Genomic DNA, 23,934 nt, shown 5'->3' with positions numbered 1-23,934 from the left:
ATGTATTATTCATATCAAAATATACCGAAAAGATCTTTTGGAGGTAAAGCTGATGGATTAATATCACTTTATAATAAAGGATTTCGTGTTCCTTCTTTTTATGTGGTCCCTAGTTATACTATTCAAAATATTATTTCGGAAAAACATACAATTGAGGCTCTATGCAACGAGTGGATAAAAAATGTTCATCCAGAACAAGAATCACTGTGGGCTGTGCGTTCTAGCGCCGAGGTAGAGGACGGTAAAAATAAATCCTATGCTGGTATTTTTATAACAGAGGTTAATTGCAAACTTGATGAACTGGAAACTGCTTTTGAAAAGGTAATTACTGGTTTTGAGAAAGTCCAAAAAGAGATTCCGGAATATCATGAAAAAGTAGATTTTGGATTTAATATTGTAGTACAAGAAATGATCTGTGGAGAGCTGTCTGGTGTTGGGTTTTCTGTAAACCCTCTTGAACAAGTGAGCGAACATCCTATCATTAATATTATTCCGGGATTAGGTCTTAAGCTTGTTTCTGGAGAAGAAAATGCCATGATGATTGATCTCACTATGCAGCCTGAAATGATCTCTGACGATGAACAGTATAACGGAGAGTTATATGAATCGGCTTCAGGTTATAAAAAAATTGTACGTACCAAAGATGAATTATTTGAAAAAATAACCCCATATCTAAAAGAACTTAGAGAAAGCTTACTTAAGATAGATTATTTACAAGGACATCCTATTGATACAGAATTTACAATCTATAATAATAAAATATACTGGTTGCAGGTACGCCCAATCACGACATTGATCCCAAGAGGAGATTATATGGTATGGGACAATTCTAATATGGATGTGAACTATCCGGGTGTAGTAATGCCACTTACTGTTTCTTTTGTACAACATTCTTATAGTAATGCATATATGGACATGTGTCGATTTTTGGGTGCTGGGAATTCATTTGTTAAAAAGAATAGTTCTCTATTTAATAATACCGTGGGTGTGATAAGGGGAGGTATGTATTATAATATTACAGCATACCAACAGCTTTTATATCAGATGCCATTTGGAGGTAAAACAAGTCTATTATTTCCTAAAGCGCTAGGAGCTGAAGACGCTACGTTTCAGAAACCATCACAATCAGCTTCCTTCTTAGGCTACATACGCTTATTTCTAAATCTTATTCGAAGTGTGTTATTCTCTGGGTATTATAAAAAGAAATATATAGCACAATATGATAAAATTCAGAAGCGATTTGATAACACTTCTTTAGAGAAACAATCTCATACTGAATTGACAAACTATTTTAGATTTTTAGAAACTGAGTTAAGTTCCTATTGGTATGTTCCTATTCTCAATAGTTTATTTACAATGATCATATATAATGGTCTCACTAAAATAATATCTCGATCAAAACTAAATCAGAAGTATCCAAATTTCATGAATGACTCTTTAATGGGAAGTGGTCAGGTAATCTCTATGGAGATTGTACACGAATTACAAAATCTTACACATCGTTTGCATCAAAATCCTAACGTAAAAAAAATAATTCTTGAAAAAGAAAATGAACAAGTATTACCATATCTTAAAGAAAACCATTCAGAATACTTTGATCTCATTATATCATATATAAACAAATATGGAGAAAGATCTGATGAAGGGGAATTAAAGATTGAAACTATAAATTATAAGGAAGATCCTACCAAATTTGTTGCCTTTCTTAGATCAAGCTTATCTGTTTCACAACACATAATAAAACCCAAAGATAAGTTTAACTATATACACGTTCTTAAAGAAACCTATAGAACTAACCCTATTAAGTTATTCTTTTTTAAAATAGGAATAAAATTAACTATTAAGCGGGTACGAGATCGAGAAAACTTTCGATTTATACGTACCAAAACCTTCAATATAGTACGACAAATTTTCAGAGAAATTGATACTAAATTAATTGAAGATAAATCTATCATATCCTCAGGGGATTCTTTATACCTACATTTTGATGAATTGATGCATCCAGACACCTGGTCATCTCAATATAAAAATATCATTAATGAACGAAAAGCAACATATGCTGCTTATCAAGATGTAGAACACCCAATACGATATCACGAAGTTGATAATGAATTATATCCTATAGAAGAAAAGCAATCTACTTCAAAAAATGGACTAGATGGAGTTGCGTGTAGTAGTGGTATTACACAGGGAGAAGTTTTATTGGTCACTGCTCAAAATATACACCAATTAGAAATTGCCGGAAAAATCTTAGTCGCTCCTTTTTTCGAACCTGGTTGGGTTGGATTATTTTCTAGAGCTGAAGGAATTATTTCTGAACGAGGAAGTTTGCTTTCACACACTTCTATCTTATGTCGTGAGATGGGAATACCAGCCATTATAGGTGCAAAAAAAAGTACTAAAAATCTTAGTAATGGAGATACAATTAAAATGAATGGAGCCACAGGTTCTATTGAAAAAATAGATCACTTATGAATACATTTAAAATAACAGCATTATTATCCCATATTCAATTAACATCAGAAGAATTGGGTACCTGCAGAACGGCGTTAGCAACTTTACAATCTAATAATGATGATCAACATGCATTTTACGAATATTGTTTTCAATGGAAAATGGCTCCTTGGATCTACTTACAACTCCAAAAAAATAAATTCCTGTCATTGTTTGATAGGGATGTTATAGAACGATTCGAGAATGCTTATCAAGATGTAAAGCAAGAAAATGAAAACAGAAATAAGATTGCAATGCAATTTTTACAAGCCTTTCATGAACATAATATAGATGTTATTATATTAAAAGGGAATGCCTTTATTCAAACTATTTACGATGATGTAGGCTACAAAAAAATGAATGACTTTGATATTTTGATAAAGTCTGAAGATTGGCCAGAAATTGAGCAAATTTATTATGATTTAGGATATATACCATTAGGATTTGGATGGAGTGGAGAAAAACAAAAACCAGCTAAGTATAGTCCTACAAGTGTTCCTTTTATTAGTACAGATTTTAACTGTATTATTGGAACGCAATGGGGTTTGAAATCATCTACGACTCATTTTACTGTGGATACAAATGAAATGTGGGATACGGCTATGCCACTAGATTTTCATGGGATTCCTGGTAAACAATTATCTCCAGAATATAACCTCATTCACTTAATATTACATTTAGGTGTCTATAAATGTGGTATACGAGATTGTATGGATCTCTATAATTTGATTCTTTCAACAAATCTAGATGCAGAAAGGCTCTTTTCGATTATAAAAAAAACAAATGCCATACAAAAGTCTCGGTATGCACTAGAGATGTGTTGCCTTTGCTCTCGTCATATTCCAGAAGAATGGATACAACGGTTACCAAAAGGGAAGCAATCATTTATTAATAAACGACTACGCAAGCGACTCCAAATGGTTAACGAAACAGGGGATATGCACGAATCGTACAATGATTACTTTCAAGACATTGAAAAAAATGTAATTTACTATTATTTATTTCCAGAATTTCATAAAAGAATCTATTACTTTTTGAGGGTTCTACGTTTCATTTACTTTCCGGATATAAAGCACGCACTTAAGTTTCTAGATAAATCCCACAAACCTAACATATTAAATAAAATAAGAGGAAGAATACTAGGTCCTTGGTTTTCTTTTTCAATGATTGCTCAAGAAATAGGATGGAAGTACGGTATTTTACTTTATTTAAAAATGTGGGTTGATACCGCTTTATCACCGTTAAATTATTTTATCTCCAAGGAGTCTTATTTCCAATATCTAAAAAAGAAAGAAATAGAACCTAATCAAATTAAAAAACTAGTAGACAATGTCCAATAAGAAACCAACTATCATCTGTATTACTGGCCCAGATGGATCTGGAAAATCAACACTCATTTCCAATTTAATCAATGAGGTATCAAATACTATGGAAGTAACCATATGGGACGCACTCAATAATAAAGAAGGAACTCTTTTTAGTACTAAAAAAGATATTGACGATTATCTATGTCTCCTATCACCTAACGCTCGCTTATTATTCTTAGCACACGCATTACAATATGCAATTGATAAAGCACTTACTTCTGATGTAGAGATTGTTTTTATAAATGCCTATTACTACAAATACTTTTCTTCGGAAAAAGTATTAGGTGCTGACCAAAAATTGATTGATGCTTTAATATCTAATTTCCCTATACCTGATAAAACTATTTTTCTTTCCGTCTCGCCTCAAATAAGTACAGCTAGAAAGAAATATCTATCACGTTATGAGTGTGGTTGTAGAGCAGCTACATTGGAACATTTTATAGACTTCCAGAAAAAGGTAAACCTTACTTTTGAAACTTACATTCAACCAGAATGGTTTATACTGGATGCGAAGAATTCTCCTGAAGTATTAAAAGACAAAACACTTAAAATCATAGCACAATGATCAAGACAATTCTTATAACAGGTTTGGATGGTTCTGGTAAAAGCACCTTGTTTTCTAAACTAGAAGCTGAATGTATTGAGCATGTAACTTTAGTTTCACCGCTTCATGTAGATGTAGATACATTGCCAGATACTTCTTCTCTAAAACAACCAATACAACTTCTTAAATCCCTAAGTCAAGAAGCAGATGCAAATAAAAGAGATGATATTAAAGCAATGGTTCTTTTCTTTGCTATGGTATTGTTTGAAAAATTAGTTTCCGAAAAAACGACAACAACTACGCGTATTGTTATATGCGAAAGACATCCACTGATAGATACTTTTGTCTATGCGCAGTTTTATTTACCTCGTTTAAGTTCTTCAGGTAGTAGTATGAATCTCGAAATGCTAATCTATTATACTACAAAATATGAAGCTCTATTCTCTTTTGTCTTACAGCAGCTTCCTATTGAAAATAAAGATGAAGGAGTGTTGGCTATTTTAAAATTCATAAAAACCTTTTTTGTAAGAAAAACTTTTCCAGATGCTGAAACCAAAAGAGTATTTAAAACCAGCTTGCCAGATCACATCTTCTTTTTAAAAGCAGCTCCTGAAATTCTTATGGAGAGAATCTCCTCTAGAGAGGTTATAGAAGCTCATGAAAAACTCTCTGTGTTATCCAATTTAGAGACTACCTATGAAATTTTATTTGAGAAAATAGCGAGTGACAATAAAACAATAATTGAAAATATAGATGCTACTACATTTGATAATTTAGATGCTTTTTACACAAGATTAATGATAGAAATCACAAGCTAATATGGAAAATTATCCAATTGTACCTGGTAGAGGGTTAGTCACCCCACATTCTACCAAATTACGTTTAGAATATCTAGATAAGGAAGGATATGATTCTAGTCAAGTTTCTATGTCTGGGCTTTCCCATTCAGAAGTTCAAAATAAAATTGAATCCTACATTGGTTCCGTGGAGATTCCTGTGGGATTGGTCGGTCCTTTATTACATCTTCAAGATGATACAGAAGAATTAGTGTATGCTGGTGCCGCGACTTTAGAAGGAGCTCTTGTAGCAAGTATGAATAGAGGTGCCAAAGCTGCTAGTTTAAGTGGTGGTGTTAAAACCACCTTTATACATCAAAGAATGTTGCGCTGTCCTATGTTTATTTTTTATACACCAGAGAATGCGTCAATATTTATAACTTGGCTTTCCTACAATTTTGAAGATATTAAAAAAGAAGCTGAGCAGCATTCTAATCACGCGCAATTAAAATCTTTAGAGCCAGTCCTTATAGATAACATCGTACACATTCGTTTTTATTATACAACAGGCGATGCTTCTGGACAAAATATGACTACAACCTGTACATGGCATGCAATGCTTTTTATTGTTAATCAATTTACTAAAGAAACACAAATCCAAATAAAAAACTATATCATAGAAGGTAATGGTTCTTCGGATAAAAAGGTATCTACTCATGCTGTTAAAAAAGGAAGAGGTATACATACTACCGCCAAATGTTATTTAACAGAAGCCGTCATAGAAAAAGTGCTTCGTACTACTTCTGATAAATTGATGGAATGCTATATTCCTTCTGTTGCTTTGACAAAGATAGATGGAATGTTAGGATATAATATCAATGTTGCTAACGCTATTGCAGCTATATTTGCTGCTACTGGTCAAGATTTAGGCAGTCTTCACGAATCGTCGATTGGGGTTTTACAACTTGAAAAAAAAGCGAATAGGCTTGTTGTGTCACTTACATTACCTACACTTGTCGTTGGTACTGTTGGAGGTGGGACATCCCTTCCTAAGCAAAACGAAATACTTCGATTAATGAAGTGTGAAGGTAATGGAAAAGTAGAAAGGTTTGCACAATTAATTACGGCATTTGCCCTTTCGTTAGAGATATCAACACTTGCGGCCATTGCAAGTGGTGAGTTTGCGAAAGCTCACGAGAAATTAGGAAGAAACAAACCTGTAGATTTGCTTACACGCTCAGATTTAAATACAGAGTTTATAAGTCAAATCATGGAGCAGGTTAATCCCAAATATAAGGCCTTTTCAATCCATTTTCATGAACGAGAAATGGAAAATGGCATCATCACCAGCCTTACGGGTATAACATCTAAAAAAACAATTGGATTCTTTCCTTTTCAAGTAATAAATAGTCAAGCAACCGTTTCACTATTGATTAAATCAAAAGCACTTGATATAGATGTCATTAAAGGATTACATAGTATGGCAGCTTCAATAGATCCATCACTATCCGATCTTATTTATAGATACCGTCATCTGACAGAATATTTTAATTGTCATACAAAAGAACTGTTTATCTATGAAGATTTGTACAAGAATGGGTTTCGCGTCACCCCAAAATATTATGGTAAGAAAGAAAATGTAAATAGAGAATTATTCTTATTTATCATGGAATATTTAGATAGTAGTACCATGTCACATTTTAATAGTGAGAATAAACCAGAACTATGGAAGTCAGAAGATATAAAAAACGTGATTACTGAGATTACAAAAGTGCATCAGTATTATAACGCAAAGATCGATACCATTGAAGACTCTCAGATACAACCTTTTAATGCCTCTAACGCTTTTGGGCTCTACAGTAAGCTAATAGATGTTATAATCAAAGAAGAAGACCGTAAAGAGGGTAAGAACCGATTTAAAATACTAAAAGATTTTTTTATAGACATTGTAGAGGATGCACCTAGTAACATCCTGCCAATTTGTGTAATTCATAATGATTTTAACCCTAGAAATGTGGGTGTCCGTTCTAATGGAAATGTATGCATCTATGATTGGGAATTATCTGTAAAAAACATTCCACATCGTGATATTGTAGAATTCTTAGCATTTACTATGGATACTTCTTTTAATACCAACGAGCTAAAAAGCTATTTAGAATTTCACATAAAACTATGGCAAAAAGATTTAAATGACATTAGCTGGATTTACGGCTATATATATGCTTTAAAAGAATTTTTGGTCTGTCGTATGTCTTTTTATAAAGCTGCTGAAATACTAATGAAACTAAAATTCCCAGATCGAGTAATTGAAAATTGTTTTGCAATGATAGACTATATAAAACATGAATATATATCAGTTACTATGGATGCTGTTAAGCCTAAACAGTTTAGGCAGATAGAGATTGATAATTAAAACGCTTATAGTGCGATCGCACTATAAGCGTTTTTGTAGATACGATTTTATTATTATTGAATCACAAAACGACCGTAAGCTCCTTGTACTTTAGCAATATATGTTCCTGTACTAAAATTACTAGTTTCTAATTCTCCACTACTATTACTAATTTCTTTCTGGAGTATTAATCTTCCGTGTAAGTCATATATTTCTACTGTTCCGATTGTTGTTTTAGATTCGATAATAATAGGCTGGTTTTTTGCTGGGATAGGATATAACAAGATTCCTTTAGAAGAAAGTAGATTATCATTTACTCCTAAGGTAGTATCACAAGTTGCATTACCATAGATATTCACTTCTACAATACTTGCGAAACCAGATCCGACATTATTTCCGTTAGAGATAAATTTTACATATCTACCTGTTGCATTGCTAAGTTCAAATAGTTGTTCTGTATTTTCTGCACCTGTTTCAATCGTACTATCTTGTCCTGTCAATACGTTGGTAAATGGCCCAGTTTGATCATCTGATACTGCGATATCAAAGTTGATTGTTCTTTCATCGGCTTTTAATACATGAATTCCAATTTGACTTAGAATTCGGATACAAGATAGATCAAAAGTTATAGAAACTTCTGGTTCAGTATTGGCATCTCCTGACCAGTATTCTGCGTCGGTAACATTGTTGTCCCAAGCAAATTGAGGTCCTACATTAGGTTTACCTGGTTCGGTTCCTATAGCAGTTGCATTAACAATTGTAATTTCTTCTGAAAATACATTGGATTGTGTTATGGTCAACGTAGTAGTTAAATTACTTCCTCCAGCAGTCTCATTTATAGTTACTGTAGCTGTACGTTGAGCAGATGAAGTGTTTTCTGTGAAATTGGCTGTGATTACAGCAGAGTTACTTCCTGAAGAGGTGTTAAAAGTTAACCAATCTGCATCGTTTGTAATGCTCCAATCAACATTAGCATCAATATCAAATAAAGTATTTCCTGCATTTCTGGCTACATTTATAGATGTAGTGTTTGTGGTTAATCTAGGAGTGTTAATACCAGTTCCGCCAAAACCAATAGATACACCAACATCTGACGTAGTGTATGGAATACGAGAACCGCCTGAATTAAATTCTTCAGCACCAGCATCAAGGTTTCCAGAACGATTTCCTCCTAAAATATCGGTATTAACAAAAGGGTAGCTTCCAACAGAAGCATCAATGGCTGGGCTTGTACTTCCTAATTCGTAATACAAAGCTCCATTTTCTAGAAGCCCATTAGTTATTACTTGGTTGTTATTAGTTCCTGTAGTAAGATCCCAAGTCCCATTTTGAGTAATATTTCCTTGATAAATAGAAGAACCTATTGGAGCCGTTTGTTCATCAACAGCATTTTCTTCGGTATTGATCATAATATTATTTGCAATTACCAAGTTTTCTGGTGCTAAGGTTAAAACGGGATCACTACTTACGCTAGTTCCAATTCTAAATCCATAATCACAATTTACAAAAGTATTGTTTACAATAAACGCATCCTTAACTTGAAAATAACGATTAAGAGGTGAGTTTTCTTGTCCATTACTGACGTTGATTGCTCCAGCTGTTTTGGTATTGCCTCCACCTGGCTTTTCAGAATTTACTCCTTCGATATAATTATTGTATACTTTATGTCCTTCTCCGATTACACGTATACCGCCTGAGAAAAGATTGTTTTCAGCAAAAAAGAAATTGTTATACACTTCGCAATCATCTCCATGTCTTAGTGTAAGTGTTCCTTGGTAATCTCTAAAAGTGTTGTTGTAATATTTATTTTCACCACTCTTGTTAGAAATGATTTCCACTTCTCCAGACCAATTATAAAATAGATTATCATATACTTCTGTATTAGATGGGTTTAAAGAAGTACTACTATTTCCAATTCTAATGGCGTCTTGATCATTTTCGTCATTTACAACGCCAACAGGAGTTCTATCAGCAAAGTAATTATGATGTATTTTTGTAAAATCTGGCTCTGCAAATTCGGTAGAGGTGGCATTTCTGTTATCATTGATAATACTTCCTATACCATATTTTCCTTCGAATGAGCTGAAGCTTATTTCATTATATTGTCCATAAACAATGATCCACTTAAATGTTAGTAGTTCTTGTGCGGCAGTACCATTGTAACTATCTATTTTAATGTTTGTAATGGTACAATGATCACATTCGTTGTTGCTGGAGTCTCTAAGCTCAATTACTGGTTCTATGATACTTCCGCTAACATCTAAATCGGATGGATTTTGAAAAACGACACCTTCAAAAATGATATAAGAACCACCCATGCTTATTCTGGAGTTTCCTTCAAAAAAAACTTCTTCAGGAGTTTGCGCTTTTATGGTAATAGGATTCGTCTGGGTGCCATTTTTATTAATATTAATGAATACATCGGTCCAAGTCCCATTTGCTAACGTTATAGTAGTGCCAGCCGTGGCATTGGTAATAGCTGTTTGTAATTCTGATGCGTTATTTACAATCTGAGCGTAGGTGTGATTGTGAAAAGCTATCAGTACAAGTAAAAAGGTAAATACTTTTACATATTTGTTTTTCATAATTTAGGGCTTTACTTTTTTTGTTTAAAAATTGGTCAACCAAATTGGTTGACCAATGCAAATATACTGCTCATTTTTATAAAACCAATATTTTTTGTAAAAAAACAAAAACGCCTTCAGGATATGAAGGCGTTTTTTAAGTGTCATAAAGAGAGTTTGTTAATCCTCTTTTTTGTCATTATTTCTCGGTTTTCTATCACCTCTTGGTTTATCATCTCTAGACTTACTACCTTCTGGTCTTGGAGGTCTAGGCAATAAAGCCTTTCTAGAAACTTTTTCTTTACGAGTTCTTGAGTCAATACCAAAATATTTCACATCCATAACGTCACCCATATTCACAACGTCACTGACATTTTCAGTACGCTCCCAAGCTAATTCAGAAACATGAAGTAATACTTCATTACCTGGTGCATCCATATATTCTACTACCGCACCAAAATCTAACATTTTGACTACCTTCACTTCATATATACTGCCTACTGTAGGTTTAAATAGTATTGCATCTATTTTTGCTGTTACAGCATCAATACCTTCACTACCAACACCTAATATTTCTACAATACCTTCTTCTGTTACTGGATCTTCATTAATTACAATAGTAGTTCCAGTTTCTTTTTGCATTTCCTGTATTACTTTTCCACCAGGTCCAATTAAAGCACCAATGAATTCGTTAGGAATACGTCTGGTAATCATTTTTGGAGAATGTGGTTTCACATCTGCAGCAGGAGCAGAAATAGTATCTGTTAATTTCTCTAAAATGTGTAAACGACCATCACGAGCTTGTTTTAGTGCATTTACTAAGATTTCGTAAGATAATCCTTTTACTTTAATATCCATTTGACAAGCTGTAATACCGTCAGCAGTACCAGTAACTTTAAAATCCATATCTCCTAAATGATCTTCATCACCTAAAATATCGGATAATACAGCATACTTTCCAGAATCTGCATCAGAAATTAATCCCATTGCGATACCAGAAACAGGTTTTATCATTTGCACACCAGCGTCCATTAATGCCATTGTACCAGAACAAACTGTTGCCATAGAAGATGAACCGTTAGATTCTAGTACTTCAGATACAACTCTTACAGTATAAGGACAATCTTCTGGAATCATTCCTTTTAATGCACGTTGTGCTAAGTTACCGTGTCCAACTTCTCTACGAGAAGTACCTCTAATAGGGCGTGCTTCACCAGTACAAAAAGGAGGGAAGTTATAGTGTAAATAGAAACGCTCTTCACCTTCATGAGATGGCATGTCTATTTGATTTGCGTCTCTAGATGTTCCTAGAGTTACTGTAGCTAAAGCTTGAGTTTCTCCACGTGTAAAAATAGAAGAACCATGAGTTGATGGTAAGTAATCTACTTCACACCAAATAGGTCTAATCTCATCTGTCTTACGACCATCTAAACGTAATCCTTCATTTAAGGTTAAATCACGAATCGCAGCTTTTTCAGCTTTGCGATAATATTTAGATACTAAATCACCAAAATCTTCTAATTCTTCTTCAGAAAATGTAGCTTTTATTTCTTCTTTTATTTCTTCGAATGCAGCACTTCTTTCATGTTTGGCGGATCCAGCTTTTGCAATTGCATACACTTTATCATAAGCCATATCATGAACTTTTTTGGCTAAGTCTTCTTCTTCTCTTTCACCTTCATATTCACGAACTTCTTTCTTTCCGAATGCTTCTGCTAATTTTACTTGAGCAGCACATTGTACTTTAATAGCTTCATGAGCAAATTTAATTGCATCGGCCATTTCTTCTTCAGAAATTTCATCCATTTCACCTTCTACCATCATTACTGAATCGGCAGAAGCTCCAATCATCATATCAAGATCAGATTCTAATAATTGGGCACGTGTTGGGTTGATAACAAATTCACCATTTACACGACCAACTCTTGCTTCAGAAATTGGGCATTCAAAAGGGAAATCTGATAATTGAATAGCCGCAGAAGCTGCTAAACCTGCCATTGCATCTGGCATTACGTCTTCATCATGAGACATAAGTTGAATCATCACCTGAGTTTCAGAATGATAATCTTTTGGGAATAATGGACGTAATACACGATCCACTAAACGCATTGTTAGTACTTCACCATCACTTGGTCTTGCTTCTCTTTTAAAGAAACCACCAGGATAACGTCCAGCTGCAGCAAATTTTTCTCTGTAGTCTACCGTTAATGGTAAAAAATCTACAGGACTTTGCCTGTAATTAGACACTACTGTACATAGTAGCATACATTTACCCGATTGTACAACAACAGATCCGTGTGCTTGTTTTGCTAATTTTCCGGTTTCGATAGAAATTTCTCTACCATCACCAAGGTCTATAACCTCTCTATAAACTTTTGGAATCATATTTTTTTTGATTCTAATCCTATTGGGGTAATCAAACATTTTATATGTTAACTACCTACCTATAGGTTTTATTAAACATTGGTTTCCGTCTTACTCGGACGGACAAGGTTGTGTTGTTGTTGTAGTAGTTGTGCGACCAATGAAAAACTAAGGCATTCATTCTAATCTTCTACAGATCAAAATGTTTTTATTTATAATTTAATTAAATATGAAATAACTATAATTAAAAAGAGAGGCACAGGGCCTCTCTTTTTTGATTATTTTCTTAATCCTAATTCTTTTACAATTGCACGATATCTCATAATATCTTTCTTAATAAGATAATCTAAAAGATCTCTACGCTTACCTACAAGCTTTACTAATGAACGCTCTGTATTATAATCTTTACGATTCTTTTTTAGGTGTTCAGTTAAATGTGTAATTCTGTGAGTAAACAGTGCAATTTGTCCTTCAGCAGAACCAGAATCGTTTTTACCTTTTCCGTGTTTTGCGAAGATTTCTTCTTTAACTTCTTTCGTTAAATACATTCCAATATTATTTAAATGATTTTTATGTATAAATAGCATTCTGCTATCAGCGTGCAAATATAGTACTTTTTAGATTATAAACACTTTTAGTGAAAAAACATTTTTGATTAAACCTTTTCTAAATGATTAATTCATAGAAGGGTAACATTAAAAATTAGGATAATGAATAAGAATATTTTGAAATTAGGTTTTATTGCATTCTTTTCAATAGTTTTAGTAGGGTGTAATAGTGAAGAAGTAGCACTTACTGCAAAGATTGATGATGGTGACCAAGTATTAAGTAATCTGATATTACAAGGGTTTGAAGATGAAGAAGGCTTGGCCAAAAGTGGTAATAATCGTTTTTTGCCTGATTGTGCAACCGTAACGATAGAATTAACAAATACTTCGAAAAATATTACTATCGATTTTGGTATTGATGGATGTGAGGTAAGGAGCAGACATACAGTTAAAGGAAAGATTTTTATGTCGTATGAGTTAAGTGTGGAAGAGATGTCTTTGGTAATTAATTATAGTCTGGAAGATTTTTTTATTGATGATTTGGATTTTGTTGGCTCTAGAACAATTACTAGGCTTAAGGCAAATGATGATGGTAATCCACAATATTCAATGAATCTTGATTTTACAGTAACATTTGCCGATGGTAGTCAAGCTTCAAGAACAGGTGCTAAAACTCGTGAATGGGTTGAAGGTGCTTTTAATGATAATTAGCAGAATAATGTTTTTCTATTTACAGGTTCTTGGCAAACTAATTTTACAAATGGGATAATCCATAGTACTACTATTACTAATTCTTTACGACGTGAAGCTAGTTGTAGATTTTTGGTAAGTGGAGTAGTGGAGCTTGTAAGAACTAACTTCAGTGGATCATTAGATTATGGCGATGGGCCCTGTGATAATAGAACTATGTTTACAAATGAAGAAGGCGAAGGAAGAGAGATATTATTGTAAAACAGGGTTTCAATAGTTGAAAAGCGTTTTCTTGGAAGACGCTTTTTTTGTGATGTTAATATTAGAAATTATTGAAAAGATGTAGTTAGGAGAGTAGAAATAAGTGCGATAATCACAAAAGTAATTAGGCTTTATCCGTATCTTATTCTTATATAGAAATACAAAACCCGGCAAAAACCGGGTTGTAAATGTTTCTTTAAAATACTTTTGATCTAATTGGAAGCTAAAGGTCTGTTTAGAATTAGATTCAGATATAGATTTATTCTTTCTTTTAGGTTTTGTCTTGGAGTAATAAAATCAAGAAAACCGTGTTCCTTAAGGAATTCTGCTGTTTGGAAACCTTCAGGAAGTTCTTTTCCGGTAGTATCTCGAACTACGCGAGGACCTGCAAATCCTATTAGTGCTCCAGGTTCTGCAATATTAATATCTCCTAGCATAGCAAAAGATGCTGTAGTACCTCCTGTAGTAGGATCTGTACATAGAGAGATATAAGGAATTCCTGCATCTGCTAACTGAGCAAGTTTGGCAGAAGTTTTAGCCAATTGCATTAATGATAATGCTGCCTCCATCATACGAGCTCCTCCAGATTTAGAAATAATCATAAAAGGAATTTTGTTTTTAAGAGCATGATCAGCTGCCCTTGCGATTTTTTCACCAACAACACTTCCCATAGAACCTCCGATAAATGAAAAATCCATACATGCGATAACTAAATCGTTACCATTTGATTTTCCAACCGCAGTTCTAACCGCATCTTTAAGATTTGTTTTTTCTTGAGCATCTTTAAGACGGTCAGTGTACTTCTTTTTATCTTCGAATTTAAGAGGGTCTTTAGAAGTTAGGTTTTTATCTAATTCTTTGAACTTATTATCGTCAAAAAGAATTTCGAAATATTCCTTACTACCGATTCTTACATGGTATCCATCTTCAGGACTCACATAAAAATTTTTCTCCAGTTGTTCTGCATCAACTATTTTACCTGTTGGGGACTTATACCAAAGTCCCTTTGGAACATCTTTTTTGTCCTCAGTAGCAGTCTGTATACCTTTTTGAGTTCTCTTAAACCAAGCCATAAATTATTTGTATTAAAAAAGCTGAAACTTTATATTATATTGAGTTTCAGCTTGGTTTTCTATCTTGTTATAATGTATTTACATTATTTAAATCTTCAAAAGCCTTTTTGAGTCGGTTTTTAAAGGTAACTTCTCCTTCTCTTAACCATTTTCTAGGATCGTAATATTTTTTATTAGGTTCCTCAGCTCCATCAGGATTTCCAATTTGTGTTTTTAGGTAATCGATTTTACCGGTCATGTAATCTCTAATACCTTCACAAAATGCAAATTGAAGATCTGTATCAATATTCATTTTAATTACTCCATATCCAATAGCTTCTCTAATTTCTTCTAAGGTAGAACCGCTTCCTCCGTGAAATACAAAGTCAATGTGGTTATGTTCTACATTATATTTTTCAGAAATAAACTCTTGAGAATTTTTTAGAATTTTTGGAGTTAATTTAACATTACCTGGTTTGTAAACACCGTGAACGTTACCAAAAGCAGCTGCAACAGTGAATTTATTACTAATTTTGCTTAGTTCTTCATAAGCATAGGCAACTTCTTCCGGTTGTGTATACAGCTTAGAATCATCTACATCACTATTATCTACGCCATCTTCTTCACCTCCAGTAATTCCAAGTTCGATTTCTAACGTCATACCCATTTTACTCATTCGAGCAAGGTATTCTTTACAAATCTCTATATTTTCCTCAATTGGTTCTTCTGATAGATCGATCATATGAGAACTATAAAGAGGTTTTCCTGTTTCTTTATAAAATGCTTCTCCAGCATCTAATAATCCGTCTATCCATGGTAGTAATTTTTTTGCGCAGTGGTCAGTATGCAAAATTACTGGTACTCCATAAGCTTCGGCCATTAAATGAACGTGTCTTGCTCCTGCAGTAGCTCCTGCAATCGCAGCTTTTTGGTCTTCATTAGAAAGTCCTTTTCCTGCATTAAATTGTGCACCTCCATTAGAGAACTGAACAATTACAGGTGAGTTTAATTCTGCAGCAGTTTCCAATACAGCATTAATTGAATTAGATCCAATTACATTTACTGCTGGTAAGGCAAAAGCTTTTTCTTTGGCGTAATTAAAGATAGCCTGCACTTCGTCTCCTGTAGCAACTCCTGGTTTGATGTTGTGACTCATAATTTACTTTTAGTTAATAAGCCTACAAAAATAGTAAAATAATACGGAATGAATTTTATATTTAAGAATGAAAAACAGGGATTGTTTTTAGAAAGGATAATTGATTCCAACATTATAAACACCTTCAGAAAAATTATATCCTTTAAACCATCTTTGGTCCTCGATTCTGGCAGGATTAAATGTTTTGAAACCTAAATCTAGTCTTACGACAAAGAAATCAAAATCATATCGGAGTCCTAAACCACTACCTACAGCAATTTCTTGGAGATCATCCCACCTAGAAAAAACAGCATCTTCTTCTTCTACACTATCTAATACATTCCAGATATTACCGGCATCAATAAAAAATGCACCATTGAGAGCTCCTAAAATCTTATATCTATACTCTGCATTTATTGCTAGTTTCATATTAGCCTCATTAAACTCATTTCTACCGCCACTGCTTCCTGGACCTAAATCGTAAGGTAGCCAAGCACGATTATCGTTTGGTCCTCCGCCAAAAAAACTTCGAGCAAATGGAATACTATTAGCATTTCCGTATGGCAGAGCGATGCCACCAAATGCTCTAATAGCTAAAACATTTTTTCTGCCTAAATCCCAATGTTTTATGTAGTCTAATTCTGTTTTGATGTATTGTGAAAACTCAACACCAAATACTTCAAAGCGATTATTCGAGTTTTCTTTTAACCCTACAAGATTAGAAACAGTACTCAGTACATTTCCAGCAAATTCAATTTTTGCTCTAAATCTGGAGAAGTTTTCATCATAAAGATTTTCTCGATTATTTTTCAGATAAGTATAATTAGAGGCAAAAATCAGGTTATCTTCCGTTAGCCTTTCCTTTCTTTCATTAATATTTCTGATTTCTTGTAATTGATCTGTTGTTAAATCTGTATCAGGAATATCTCCAAGAGACTGCGCTATAAAGCTATTGGCGCCTGATGGAATAGATAAAACATTTTGGTTTATGTTTTCTTGTTCAAAGAAAGGTGAACTAGAATCGAGTACTTCTGTGGCGATATTATTAAGCCTGGTAAATGAGTTGGAGTATACGTTAAAATAGTTTCCGGTATTAAGATTGCGGACATATTGTACGTTTACTAGATCAATTTGATTTGTCAATTTTGTGCTTGGTTTCCATTGGTAATTAAATATTCCAGAAGCATTTTGCTTGTCAAGTCCTATATTTTGTTGTGAATTAATACCAAAAATAAGATTAGTAGTCGGGGACATGTATTTTGGGATAATTCTTCTTGTTTGTAGCGGGAATATTATTTTAGGGAATGATAATTTAAGATCTACACCAATTTCTGAAATATCAAAAAACTGTCCATCCGGATCTACTGGATCTTTTGATGAACCTACACTTCCTCTTGCTGAGATTTCAAAAATTTCTGCACCACCAAAAACATTTCTTATTAAAAAAGAGCCACTAAAGCCAATTCCGAATACCTGAATATTAGATGTAGATACATCAAACTCTACATTTGTACTGTATTTTTTTCTGGGCGTTAATAAAACATTTGCTATTAGATCGGTTCCATTAGGGTCATCTGGATCTGAGCTATAGCGTATGTTGGGGTATTTAAAAGTTTTTAGATTACTAATTTGATTATAAGTAAGTGTTCGATCGTTATCTCTAAAAATTTCTCCTGGTGTTATCAGTATAGAGTTAGTGATTGCCTTACGGGTGTATCTGAGTTTATCATAACTATATATGTTATATCCATTATAGGATACGCTGTCTTTGGGCTTTTTATCCTTGTTTTGATAAGAATAATCAGTAAACACGTTAACTTTACTAATCTTATGAACCTGAAAAGGAATTCTTTTGGTGTCTTCTCCTTCAGTTATTTGGCGATTTTTAATTAGTAAGTTAAGTTGTATTTTTTGATTTGTATTTATAGTATCAGCGTCAAATTTTATAAATTCTTTTTCGAAATGATAGAGTCCGGAATTTCTGTATAACCGTGTTAGTCTTTCTCTTTCAGTCTCTATGTCTAATGTTCTATACTGTTTTCCAGAGATTATAGACGATGAACTTTGATTAAGTTTATAAATAGAGTCTACCACTTTAGATTCTATTTTGGTATGAAGAGAATCAATAAAATATGGGTTATGAGGCTTAACGTAATATGCTACAGATGCTCTTTGGTTTTCTTCTTGATTAATTTTATAATCTGTTTCTACGTTAAACCACCCATTATTCCAGTAATACGATTGTAATCTCTTAAGAGAGCGTTTAGCTTTTAATTCATCAACTATAATGGGAGCTTCTCCTGTTTTTTTTAGCCAATTATTAACACCGGTGTAACCCGTTCCTAATCGATTTACTTGTTTCTTAGATAAGAAATTATTTAATCTTCGTTCTCTATTAGGCTTTTTGTGAAGCCAATTTTGATAAGAAGAGTCAGGATGTACTTTAGCAAGATTATAAATATGTAGTCTAAATGGTGTCCAAGCAAGTTTAGCATTAGGTTTTTGATACAGTTGATTGGATAGTCTAGTGTCATTAGTTTTAGTGCTATCAACAAAAATCTCATTTTTAGTTAATAGGTATTCTTCTTCTGGCACTCTTTTAATTGCATTACATGAAATTAAAAAAATTGTAGTTAATACAACAAATACTATTTTTGTGATCAGGTGTTTCAATCGAAATTCATTATTGTGTCAAAAATACATTATTTGTATGGTTAGCAAAAACCAAAAGAAATTAATAAATAGTTTACATCAAAAAAAATACCGAAAACAACATGGATTGTTTGTAGCGGAAGGAAAAAAGGTTATTAATGAGCTTTTAGAAGCTGATTTAGAGCTCCATTCTCTTTTTACGTTAGAGACTTCTTATTTTGAAACATCATCCGACAAAACCTTTTTGGTTACTGAAAATGAGTTGAAAAGTATTAGTTTCTTAACAACACCTCAGTTTGCAGTAGCGGTATTTTATATTCCAAAAGTTAAACCGGTAAATTACGACGGGTTAGTTTTGGCATTAGATGATATTAGAGATCCCGGTAATCTGGGGACAATCATTCGCCTATGTGATTGGTTTGGAGTTACTGATTTGGTTTGTTCTGAACAAACAGTAGATTGTTTTAATCCAAAAGTAATTCAGGCAACTATGGGGTCGGTTACCAGAGTGAACATTATCTACACTAACCTACAGGATGTTTTAACTTCTCAAAAAAATGAAATCCCGATATATGGTACTTTTATGGATGGAGAAATAATTTATCGAGAACAATTACCCCAAAAAGGGTTTATTGTAATGGGTAATGAAGCTAATGGTATTTCAGAAGAAATAGAAAAATTAGTATCCAAAAGAATTGCAATACCAAGATTTGGAACAACTCAAATAACCGAAAGCCTGAATGTGGCAACGGCAACTGCAATTATTTTGAATGAGTTTAAGCGAAGCTAGTTTTATTGAAAAGTAAAATTAATAAAAAGTCCTCTCGATGACATTTTATCAATAGTAGAGGTATATGGGCTGTTGGGATCATTGTCAGCTACTAATTCATCAGACATAGCAAATACCCCACGTATTGACGGTGTGAATTTAAAGTAGAACATATAAAAGTCTATCCCGAAACCTAGCTCAAAATAATTGGTGCTAGTTTTAGTTCTAAATTGGCCAACACTATTATCATCAGGATTATCTTCGTTACTTGATAAATTAAGAGAAGTGGATATTCCTCCCACAATAAAAGGTTTAAAATTATTAAGTCTTTTCGTAGATATTTTTAACAATAAAGGAATGTGAACATAGGTTGATGTAACTTCTCTTTGAGATTGATTATCATCAAGATCAGGTGAGTTAAACGTAAGGTCTCTTCTTACGAAAGATACTTGAGGTTCTAGTCTTAGATCTAGGTAATCATTGATTCTAAGGTTACCTAATAATCCAACGTTAAACCCTACCGATTTAGCAACTTGTATGTCTCCATCTAATACAGGATCTTCCCCTTCTGGTGTTGCTTTATAATCAAAATTAAAATCATAACTATTAAAACCAAGGATATACCCCCAACTTAATCGCGGTTTATCATAGTTTTGAAGATTTCTAACACGTTCTTTAGAAAACAATTGTGCACTCACATTCTGAGTACAAACGATAACAGCTATTGCTATAAAAAGTTTTTTCATATTATTTTGTGGCTGTATAAATTGTGGCAACACCAAAAGTTTGCGGATTATCCTCGACTTCTATAAACCCAATTTTTCTCAAAATATTGTTGAAAGCATCTCCATAAGGAAAAGCTGCGGCACTTTCGCTAAGATATGAGTATGCAGATCTATCTTTAGAAAAGATCTTTCCAATTAAAGGTAAGACTGAAGAAGTATAGAGTTTGTATCCCTGTTTATATGGGGTTTTAGTGGGGACGGAGGTTTCTAAAACGACAAATATACCACCTGGTTTCAGCACTCTGTATATTTCTGAAAGTCCTTGTTCTAAGTCTTCGAAATTTCTTACACCAAAGGCTACTGTAATCGCGTCAAAATAATTTTCTTCATACGGTAAACTTTCTCCATCTCCTTTTACCATAGAGATTATCTGATCTAACCCTTTTGCCTTTATCTTATCTTTTCCTACGGCTAACATTCCGGCCGAAATATCTAAGCCAATAATTTCTGAAGCACCAGTTTTAGCGAGATTGATTGCCAGGTCTCCAGTTCCAGTAGCTACGTCAAGAACTCTGGTTGGTTTAGAATTCGTAACAATTTTCACAACTTTTTTACGCCATTTTACATCAATTCCAAAAGAAATTACTCTATTAAGACCATCATAGTTGCCCGAAATAGTATCAAACATTTCGGTAACCTGTTCTTTTTTGGTTTTGTTTTTATCGTTGTATGGAGTTATTTTTTCTGACATTCAAAAAAATTTAGGCAAATATACATTTTTGATATGGATCGTAGGAAAAGATTGTCATTTTGTTGTAATAAGCTTTTGTGTATTTATAGTTTTTACTATTCTCTTTATAATGGTTTGAACTTAATTATAAGGATTGAAGAAAATTTATATTACGATCTTTTTTATTATTCAGCTTCTGAAAATAATGTAAAATTCCCTAATAAAAAAGTTGTGAATAAGTTCAGGTTTAGTATTCTGTGTCAGGCTAATTGTGAGAATCTCGCAGCTCGACCAAGGAGAGATACGAGAAGTTGAAACGGATAGCCTGCACAGACACCCAGAATGAGTAGGTTTTTATTTTACCATTTCATTGATTTCGTGAATTATTTGTTCCTTTTTATATTTTAGTCCATATAAATGTGCTCCTGTAAATTCTATAAACTTTTTAGGACCTGTTGCATTATTAAAAACGACTTTTCCTTGTGTGAAAGGAACGTCTTTGTCTTCTTTGCTATGTATAAAAAGTTTGTAGATTTCATCAATACTTTTTATATCCTCTTTTGCTGAATAGGGAGAGATATAATTTTTTTCTAAAAATTCTCTATACTGAGGTGTAGCGTGCATCGCAATATCTGTAAATGAAGCCATAGTTCCTTCTAAAATTAACCCATCTATTTTATCTTGATTGTTTTTGGCTAAAAGTGTAGCTACCTGAGTTCCGATAGAAATTCCATAAATTATTTTTGATGTTCCTTTTATTTCTTCCCGTTCAAAGAGCATTTCCAAAAATTGCTGACCGTCTTTGGCAATGTTTTTATGGGTGGGAGTTCCCGTTGATTTGCCATAACCTCGGAAATCTACCATTACAACCTGAAAGTTATTCTCTGCCAATATTTGGGTAAGTGGAAGATAATGCGTGAGGTTTCCGCCTGCTCCGTGAAAGTAAAATATTGTTGCTTTGGGTTTAGCAATAGGTTTTAGGATCAATGCGGAAATTGTATCTGTTTCTACATTAAATTGTAATTCTTCATAGTTTTTCCATTCGATGGGTCTCAAATCCTTTTTAGGGTAATAGAATTTGTCATCCATTTGGGCATTAACAGTAATAATACTTGTTAGTAATAAAGCTAGGGTTATAAGTTTTGTTCTCATAGATTAAATAGTTAGTGTTTACACTGCTAAGATTTTACTATTGCTGAATTATTTAAAAAACTAATTACTCAATTGTTGCTTTTGACTTCTGAAATGTATTTTAAAAGTTTATTGGGTTAAAGGTCAAACAACAACTTATTGAACTGCTATTGCCTAATTATTTCACCAGTTTCTGAAATTCCACTATCTTTGTAGGCTTTTATTTTTCAGTACTAAATTTTCACCCTGTTCATTGTGAATTTTTCTGAAGTTTAATTTTATCTTTTGATGATAAATAATAAAATATATAGATGAAACGAGGTGAAGTGTTTACATGCGTTCCCAAATTTTTAATTAAATCTGATTTAATTAATTACAAAATTTTAAACGTATGAAAATTATTATTGCCGGTGCTGGTGAAGTTGGGTTTCATTTGGCAAAATTACTTTCTTTTGAATCCCAGGATATTACACTCATTGATCCCAATAAAGAATGCTTGAATTATGCGGATAGCCATCTGGATATTAGGGTAATTAAGGGAGATGCTACTTCTATTAGTATTCTAAAAGATGCTAGGGTTCATAACGTAGATATGGTTATTAGTGTTACTTCTAGTGAGACAACTAATATCACTGTATGTGTATTAGCAAAACAATTGGGAGCTAAACGTACTATTGCTAGAATTTCGAATACAGAGTTTATAGAGAATAAAGAAGAAGTAGGTTTTATAAAGTTTGGTATAGACGAATTAATTTCTCCTGAAGCTTTGGCGGCTAGCGAAATAGAATTATTACTTAATCAATCTGCATTTAGTGATAGTTATGAGTTTGAGGGTGGTGCGCTAACGATGGTAGGAACCACATTATCTAGCACAGCACTGTTTGTGGATAAAACTGTTAGAGAAGCTGCTGAGATCTTTCCAGAACTTCATTTTATGCCAATTGCGATCCAACGATCGGGTACACAGTACACGATTATTCCCAGAGGTGACACGAAATTTAAGGAAGGGGATCAGGTATATTTTGTTACTTCGAAGGGTGGAGTAGAAGAGCTGTATAAGTTGACAGGTAAGGTCAAAGAACAGATTAAAAAAGTAATGATTCTAGGAGGTAGTAAAATTGGTTACAAAACTACCTGTGATCTATGTGATCATAAATTTAGAGTGAAACTTATCGAAACTGACAGGGAGAAGGCTTTTGATCTGGCAGATGATTTGCCCAATGCTTTGATTATAAATGGTGATGGACGTAATGTAGAGTTGTTAGAAGAAGAGAATATAGATGATATGGATGCTTTTATTGCGGTAACAGGTAACTCTGAGACCAATATCATGTCTTGTCTTGTAGCGAAGTCAAAAGGAGTGCGTAAAACAATTGCTTTGGTAGAAAATATGGATTATTTTCAGTTATCACACTCCATAGGGATTGACACATTGATTAATAAAAAACTGTTAGCAGCAAATAATATATTTAGATTTATTAGAAAAGGTGAGGTGGTAGCGATGACCAAGCTCAATAATATGAATGCAGAGTTATTGGAATTTATTGTTAAACCAACTTCTGAAGTAAGTGATAACTTAATCAGAGATTTGGATTTTCCGCGTTCTGCTATTATTGCGGGAGTAATCAGAGATGGAGTAGGAATGATTCCGTTAGGAGGTTTTTACATCAAAGCTGGTGATCGAGTTGTAGTCTGTTGTTTACCGAAGTCTATTAAGAAAATAGAAAACCTTTTCTTATAA

17 protein-coding genes are annotated in these 23,934 nt (G+C 33.3%); 8 read left to right on the top strand and 9 right to left on the bottom strand.

Features of this window, described 5'->3' with window-relative positions; translation table 11 throughout:
* From Q0921_RS06940 to Q0921_RS06920, 5 genes are read left to right on the top strand one after another with little or no spacing between them, the layout of a single operon-like run.
* Positions 1-2,475: a PEP/pyruvate-binding domain-containing protein gene (locus Q0921_RS06940; protein WP_299255334.1), complete on the top strand. Its 2,475-nt coding sequence runs from the start codon at positions 1-3 to the stop codon at positions 2,473-2,475.
* Positions 2,472-3,833, top strand: coding sequence for a nucleotidyltransferase family protein (locus Q0921_RS06935; protein ID WP_299255331.1), 1,362 nt, complete (start codon positions 2,472-2,474; stop codon positions 3,831-3,833). The genes Q0921_RS06940 and Q0921_RS06935 overlap by 4 nt, the downstream gene beginning before the upstream one ends.
* Positions 3,823-4,425, top strand: coding sequence for a P-loop NTPase fold protein (locus Q0921_RS06930; protein ID WP_299255328.1), 603 nt, complete (start codon positions 3,823-3,825; stop codon positions 4,423-4,425). Before Q0921_RS06935 ends, Q0921_RS06930 begins: the two co-directional genes overlap by 11 nt.
* Complete coding sequence (locus tag Q0921_RS06925; RefSeq protein WP_299255326.1) at positions 4,422-5,222, top strand: hypothetical protein; 801 nt, start codon at positions 4,422-4,424, stop codon at positions 5,220-5,222. The genes Q0921_RS06930 and Q0921_RS06925 overlap by 4 nt, the downstream gene beginning before the upstream one ends.
* A gap of 1 nt (position 5,223) precedes the next feature.
* The gene (locus Q0921_RS06920) at positions 5,224-7,593 is read left to right on the top strand and encodes a phosphotransferase (RefSeq protein ID WP_299255324.1); all 2,370 of its coding nucleotides are present in this window, start codon (positions 5,224-5,226) and stop codon (positions 7,591-7,593) included.
* A gap of 53 nt (positions 7,594-7,646) precedes the next feature.
* Here Q0921_RS06920 and Q0921_RS06915 read toward each other — a convergent pair whose 3' ends face one another.
* From Q0921_RS06915 to rpsO, 3 genes are all read right to left on the bottom strand, one after another.
* Positions 7,647-10,157 carry a chondroitinase-B domain-containing protein gene (locus Q0921_RS06915; RefSeq protein WP_299255322.1) on the bottom strand — a complete coding sequence of 837 codons (2,511 nt, stop codon included), beginning with the start codon at positions 10,155-10,157 and terminating at the stop codon, positions 7,647-7,649.
* 159 nt (positions 10,158-10,316) lie between these two features.
* On the bottom strand, positions 10,317-12,521 hold the full coding sequence (locus tag Q0921_RS06910) for a polyribonucleotide nucleotidyltransferase (protein WP_299255319.1): 2,205 nt from the start codon (positions 12,519-12,521) through the stop codon (positions 10,317-10,319).
* Positions 12,522-12,778: 257 nt separating this feature from the next.
* Entirely contained in the window at positions 12,779-13,048 is a 270-nt protein-coding gene (gene rpsO / locus Q0921_RS06905; protein WP_025664998.1) for a 30S ribosomal protein S15, read from the bottom strand.
* A gap of 162 nt (positions 13,049-13,210) precedes the next feature.
* Between rpsO and Q0921_RS06900 the strand changes: the two genes are divergently transcribed.
* Positions 13,211-13,759: a hypothetical protein gene (locus Q0921_RS06900; protein ID WP_299255317.1), complete on the top strand. Its 549-nt coding sequence runs from the start codon at positions 13,211-13,213 to the stop codon at positions 13,757-13,759.
* A gap of 452 nt (positions 13,760-14,211) precedes the next feature.
* Here the strand turns inward: Q0921_RS06900 and accD are convergent, their stop codons facing one another.
* The 3 genes from accD to Q0921_RS06885 all read right to left on the bottom strand — a co-directional run bounded on the left by accD (position 14,212) and on the right by Q0921_RS06885 (position 18,859).
* Positions 14,212-15,072, bottom strand: coding sequence for an acetyl-CoA carboxylase, carboxyltransferase subunit beta (gene accD / locus Q0921_RS06895; RefSeq protein WP_299255314.1), 861 nt, complete (start codon positions 15,070-15,072; stop codon positions 14,212-14,214).
* Positions 15,073-15,139: 67 nt separating this feature from the next.
* A complete protein-coding gene (gene fbaA / locus Q0921_RS06890) occupies positions 15,140-16,207 on the bottom strand; it encodes a class II fructose-bisphosphate aldolase (protein WP_299255311.1) in 1,068 nt (355 codons plus the stop codon).
* An 87-nt stretch (positions 16,208-16,294) separates the two neighbouring features.
* Positions 16,295-18,859, bottom strand: a complete 2,565-nt coding sequence (locus tag Q0921_RS06885) for a BamA/TamA family outer membrane protein (RefSeq protein ID WP_299255308.1) — start codon at positions 18,857-18,859, stop codon at positions 16,295-16,297.
* A 37-nt stretch (positions 18,860-18,896) separates the two neighbouring features.
* Here Q0921_RS06885 and Q0921_RS06880 point away from each other — a divergent pair, with 37 nt between their 5' ends.
* Positions 18,897-19,628 carry an RNA methyltransferase gene (locus Q0921_RS06880; protein ID WP_299255305.1) on the top strand — a complete coding sequence of 244 codons (732 nt, stop codon included), beginning with the start codon at positions 18,897-18,899 and terminating at the stop codon, positions 19,626-19,628.
* Positions 19,629-19,630: 2 nt separating this feature from the next.
* Here the strand turns inward: Q0921_RS06880 and Q0921_RS06875 are convergent, their stop codons facing one another.
* The 3 genes from Q0921_RS06875 to Q0921_RS06865 all read right to left on the bottom strand — a co-directional run bounded on the left by Q0921_RS06875 (position 19,631) and on the right by Q0921_RS06865 (position 22,214).
* Complete coding sequence (locus tag Q0921_RS06875) at positions 19,631-20,353, bottom strand: porin family protein (RefSeq protein ID WP_299255302.1); 723 nt, start codon at positions 20,351-20,353, stop codon at positions 19,631-19,633.
* A gap of 1 nt (position 20,354) precedes the next feature.
* Positions 20,355-21,083, bottom strand: coding sequence for a bifunctional demethylmenaquinone methyltransferase/2-methoxy-6-polyprenyl-1,4-benzoquinol methylase UbiE (gene ubiE, locus Q0921_RS06870; RefSeq protein WP_299255299.1), 729 nt, complete (start codon positions 21,081-21,083; stop codon positions 20,355-20,357).
* 333 nt (positions 21,084-21,416) lie between these two features.
* Positions 21,417-22,214 carry an alpha/beta fold hydrolase gene (locus tag Q0921_RS06865; RefSeq protein ID WP_299255297.1) on the bottom strand — a complete coding sequence of 266 codons (798 nt, stop codon included), beginning with the start codon at positions 22,212-22,214 and terminating at the stop codon, positions 21,417-21,419.
* 370 nt (positions 22,215-22,584) lie between these two features.
* Between Q0921_RS06865 and trkA the strand changes: the two genes are divergently transcribed.
* On the top strand, positions 22,585-23,934 hold the full coding sequence (gene trkA / locus Q0921_RS06860) for a Trk system potassium transporter TrkA (RefSeq protein WP_299255294.1): 1,350 nt from the start codon (positions 22,585-22,587) through the stop codon (positions 23,932-23,934).

It is taken from the genome of uncultured Aquimarina sp. (assembly GCF_947496855.1).
GTDB lineage: Bacteria > Bacteroidota > Bacteroidia > Flavobacteriales > Flavobacteriaceae > Aquimarina.
Note: the sequence above shows the minus strand (reverse complement) of the source record. Positions and strands in the feature narration are given on the sequence as shown.

What these genes read in the sequence shown, in the direction of transcription:
- Q0921_RS06935 (WP_299255331.1), top strand. Translation starts at nt 2,472, where the DNA reads ATGAATACATTTAAAATAACAGCATTATTATCCCATATTCAATTAACA.
- rpsO (WP_025664998.1), bottom strand. Translation starts at nt 13,048, where the DNA reads ATGTATTTAACGAAAGAAGTTAAAGAAGAAATCTTCGCAAAACACGGA.
- Q0921_RS06880 (WP_299255305.1), top strand. Translation starts at nt 18,897, where the DNA reads ATGGTTAGCAAAAACCAAAAGAAATTAATAAATAGTTTACATCAAAAA.
- Q0921_RS06915 (WP_299255322.1), bottom strand. Translation starts at nt 10,157, where the DNA reads ATGAAAAACAAATATGTAAAAGTATTTACCTTTTTACTTGTACTGATA.
- trkA (WP_299255294.1), top strand. Translation starts at nt 22,585, where the DNA reads ATGAAAATTATTATTGCCGGTGCTGGTGAAGTTGGGTTTCATTTGGCA.
- Q0921_RS06930 (WP_299255328.1), top strand. Translation starts at nt 3,823, where the DNA reads ATGTCCAATAAGAAACCAACTATCATCTGTATTACTGGCCCAGATGGA.
- fbaA (WP_299255311.1), bottom strand. Translation starts at nt 16,207, where the DNA reads ATGAGTCACAACATCAAACCAGGAGTTGCTACAGGAGACGAAGTGCAG.
- Q0921_RS06875 (WP_299255302.1), bottom strand. Translation starts at nt 20,353, where the DNA reads ATGAAAAAACTTTTTATAGCAATAGCTGTTATCGTTTGTACTCAGAAT.
- Q0921_RS06940 (WP_299255334.1), top strand. Translation starts at nt 1, where the DNA reads ATGTATTATTCATATCAAAATATACCGAAAAGATCTTTTGGAGGTAAA.
- accD (WP_299255314.1), bottom strand. Translation starts at nt 15,072, where the DNA reads ATGGCTTGGTTTAAGAGAACTCAAAAAGGTATACAGACTGCTACTGAG.
- ubiE (WP_299255299.1), bottom strand. Translation starts at nt 21,083, where the DNA reads ATGTCAGAAAAAATAACTCCATACAACGATAAAAACAAAACCAAAAAA.
- Q0921_RS06925 (WP_299255326.1), top strand. Translation starts at nt 4,422, where the DNA reads ATGATCAAGACAATTCTTATAACAGGTTTGGATGGTTCTGGTAAAAGC.
- Q0921_RS06865 (WP_299255297.1), bottom strand. Translation starts at nt 22,214, where the DNA reads ATGAGAACAAAACTTATAACCCTAGCTTTATTACTAACAAGTATTATT.
- Q0921_RS06900 (WP_299255317.1), top strand. Translation starts at nt 13,211, where the DNA reads ATGAATAAGAATATTTTGAAATTAGGTTTTATTGCATTCTTTTCAATA.
- Q0921_RS06910 (WP_299255319.1), bottom strand. Translation starts at nt 12,521, where the DNA reads ATGATTCCAAAAGTTTATAGAGAGGTTATAGACCTTGGTGATGGTAGA.
- Q0921_RS06920 (WP_299255324.1), top strand. Translation starts at nt 5,224, where the DNA reads ATGGAAAATTATCCAATTGTACCTGGTAGAGGGTTAGTCACCCCACAT.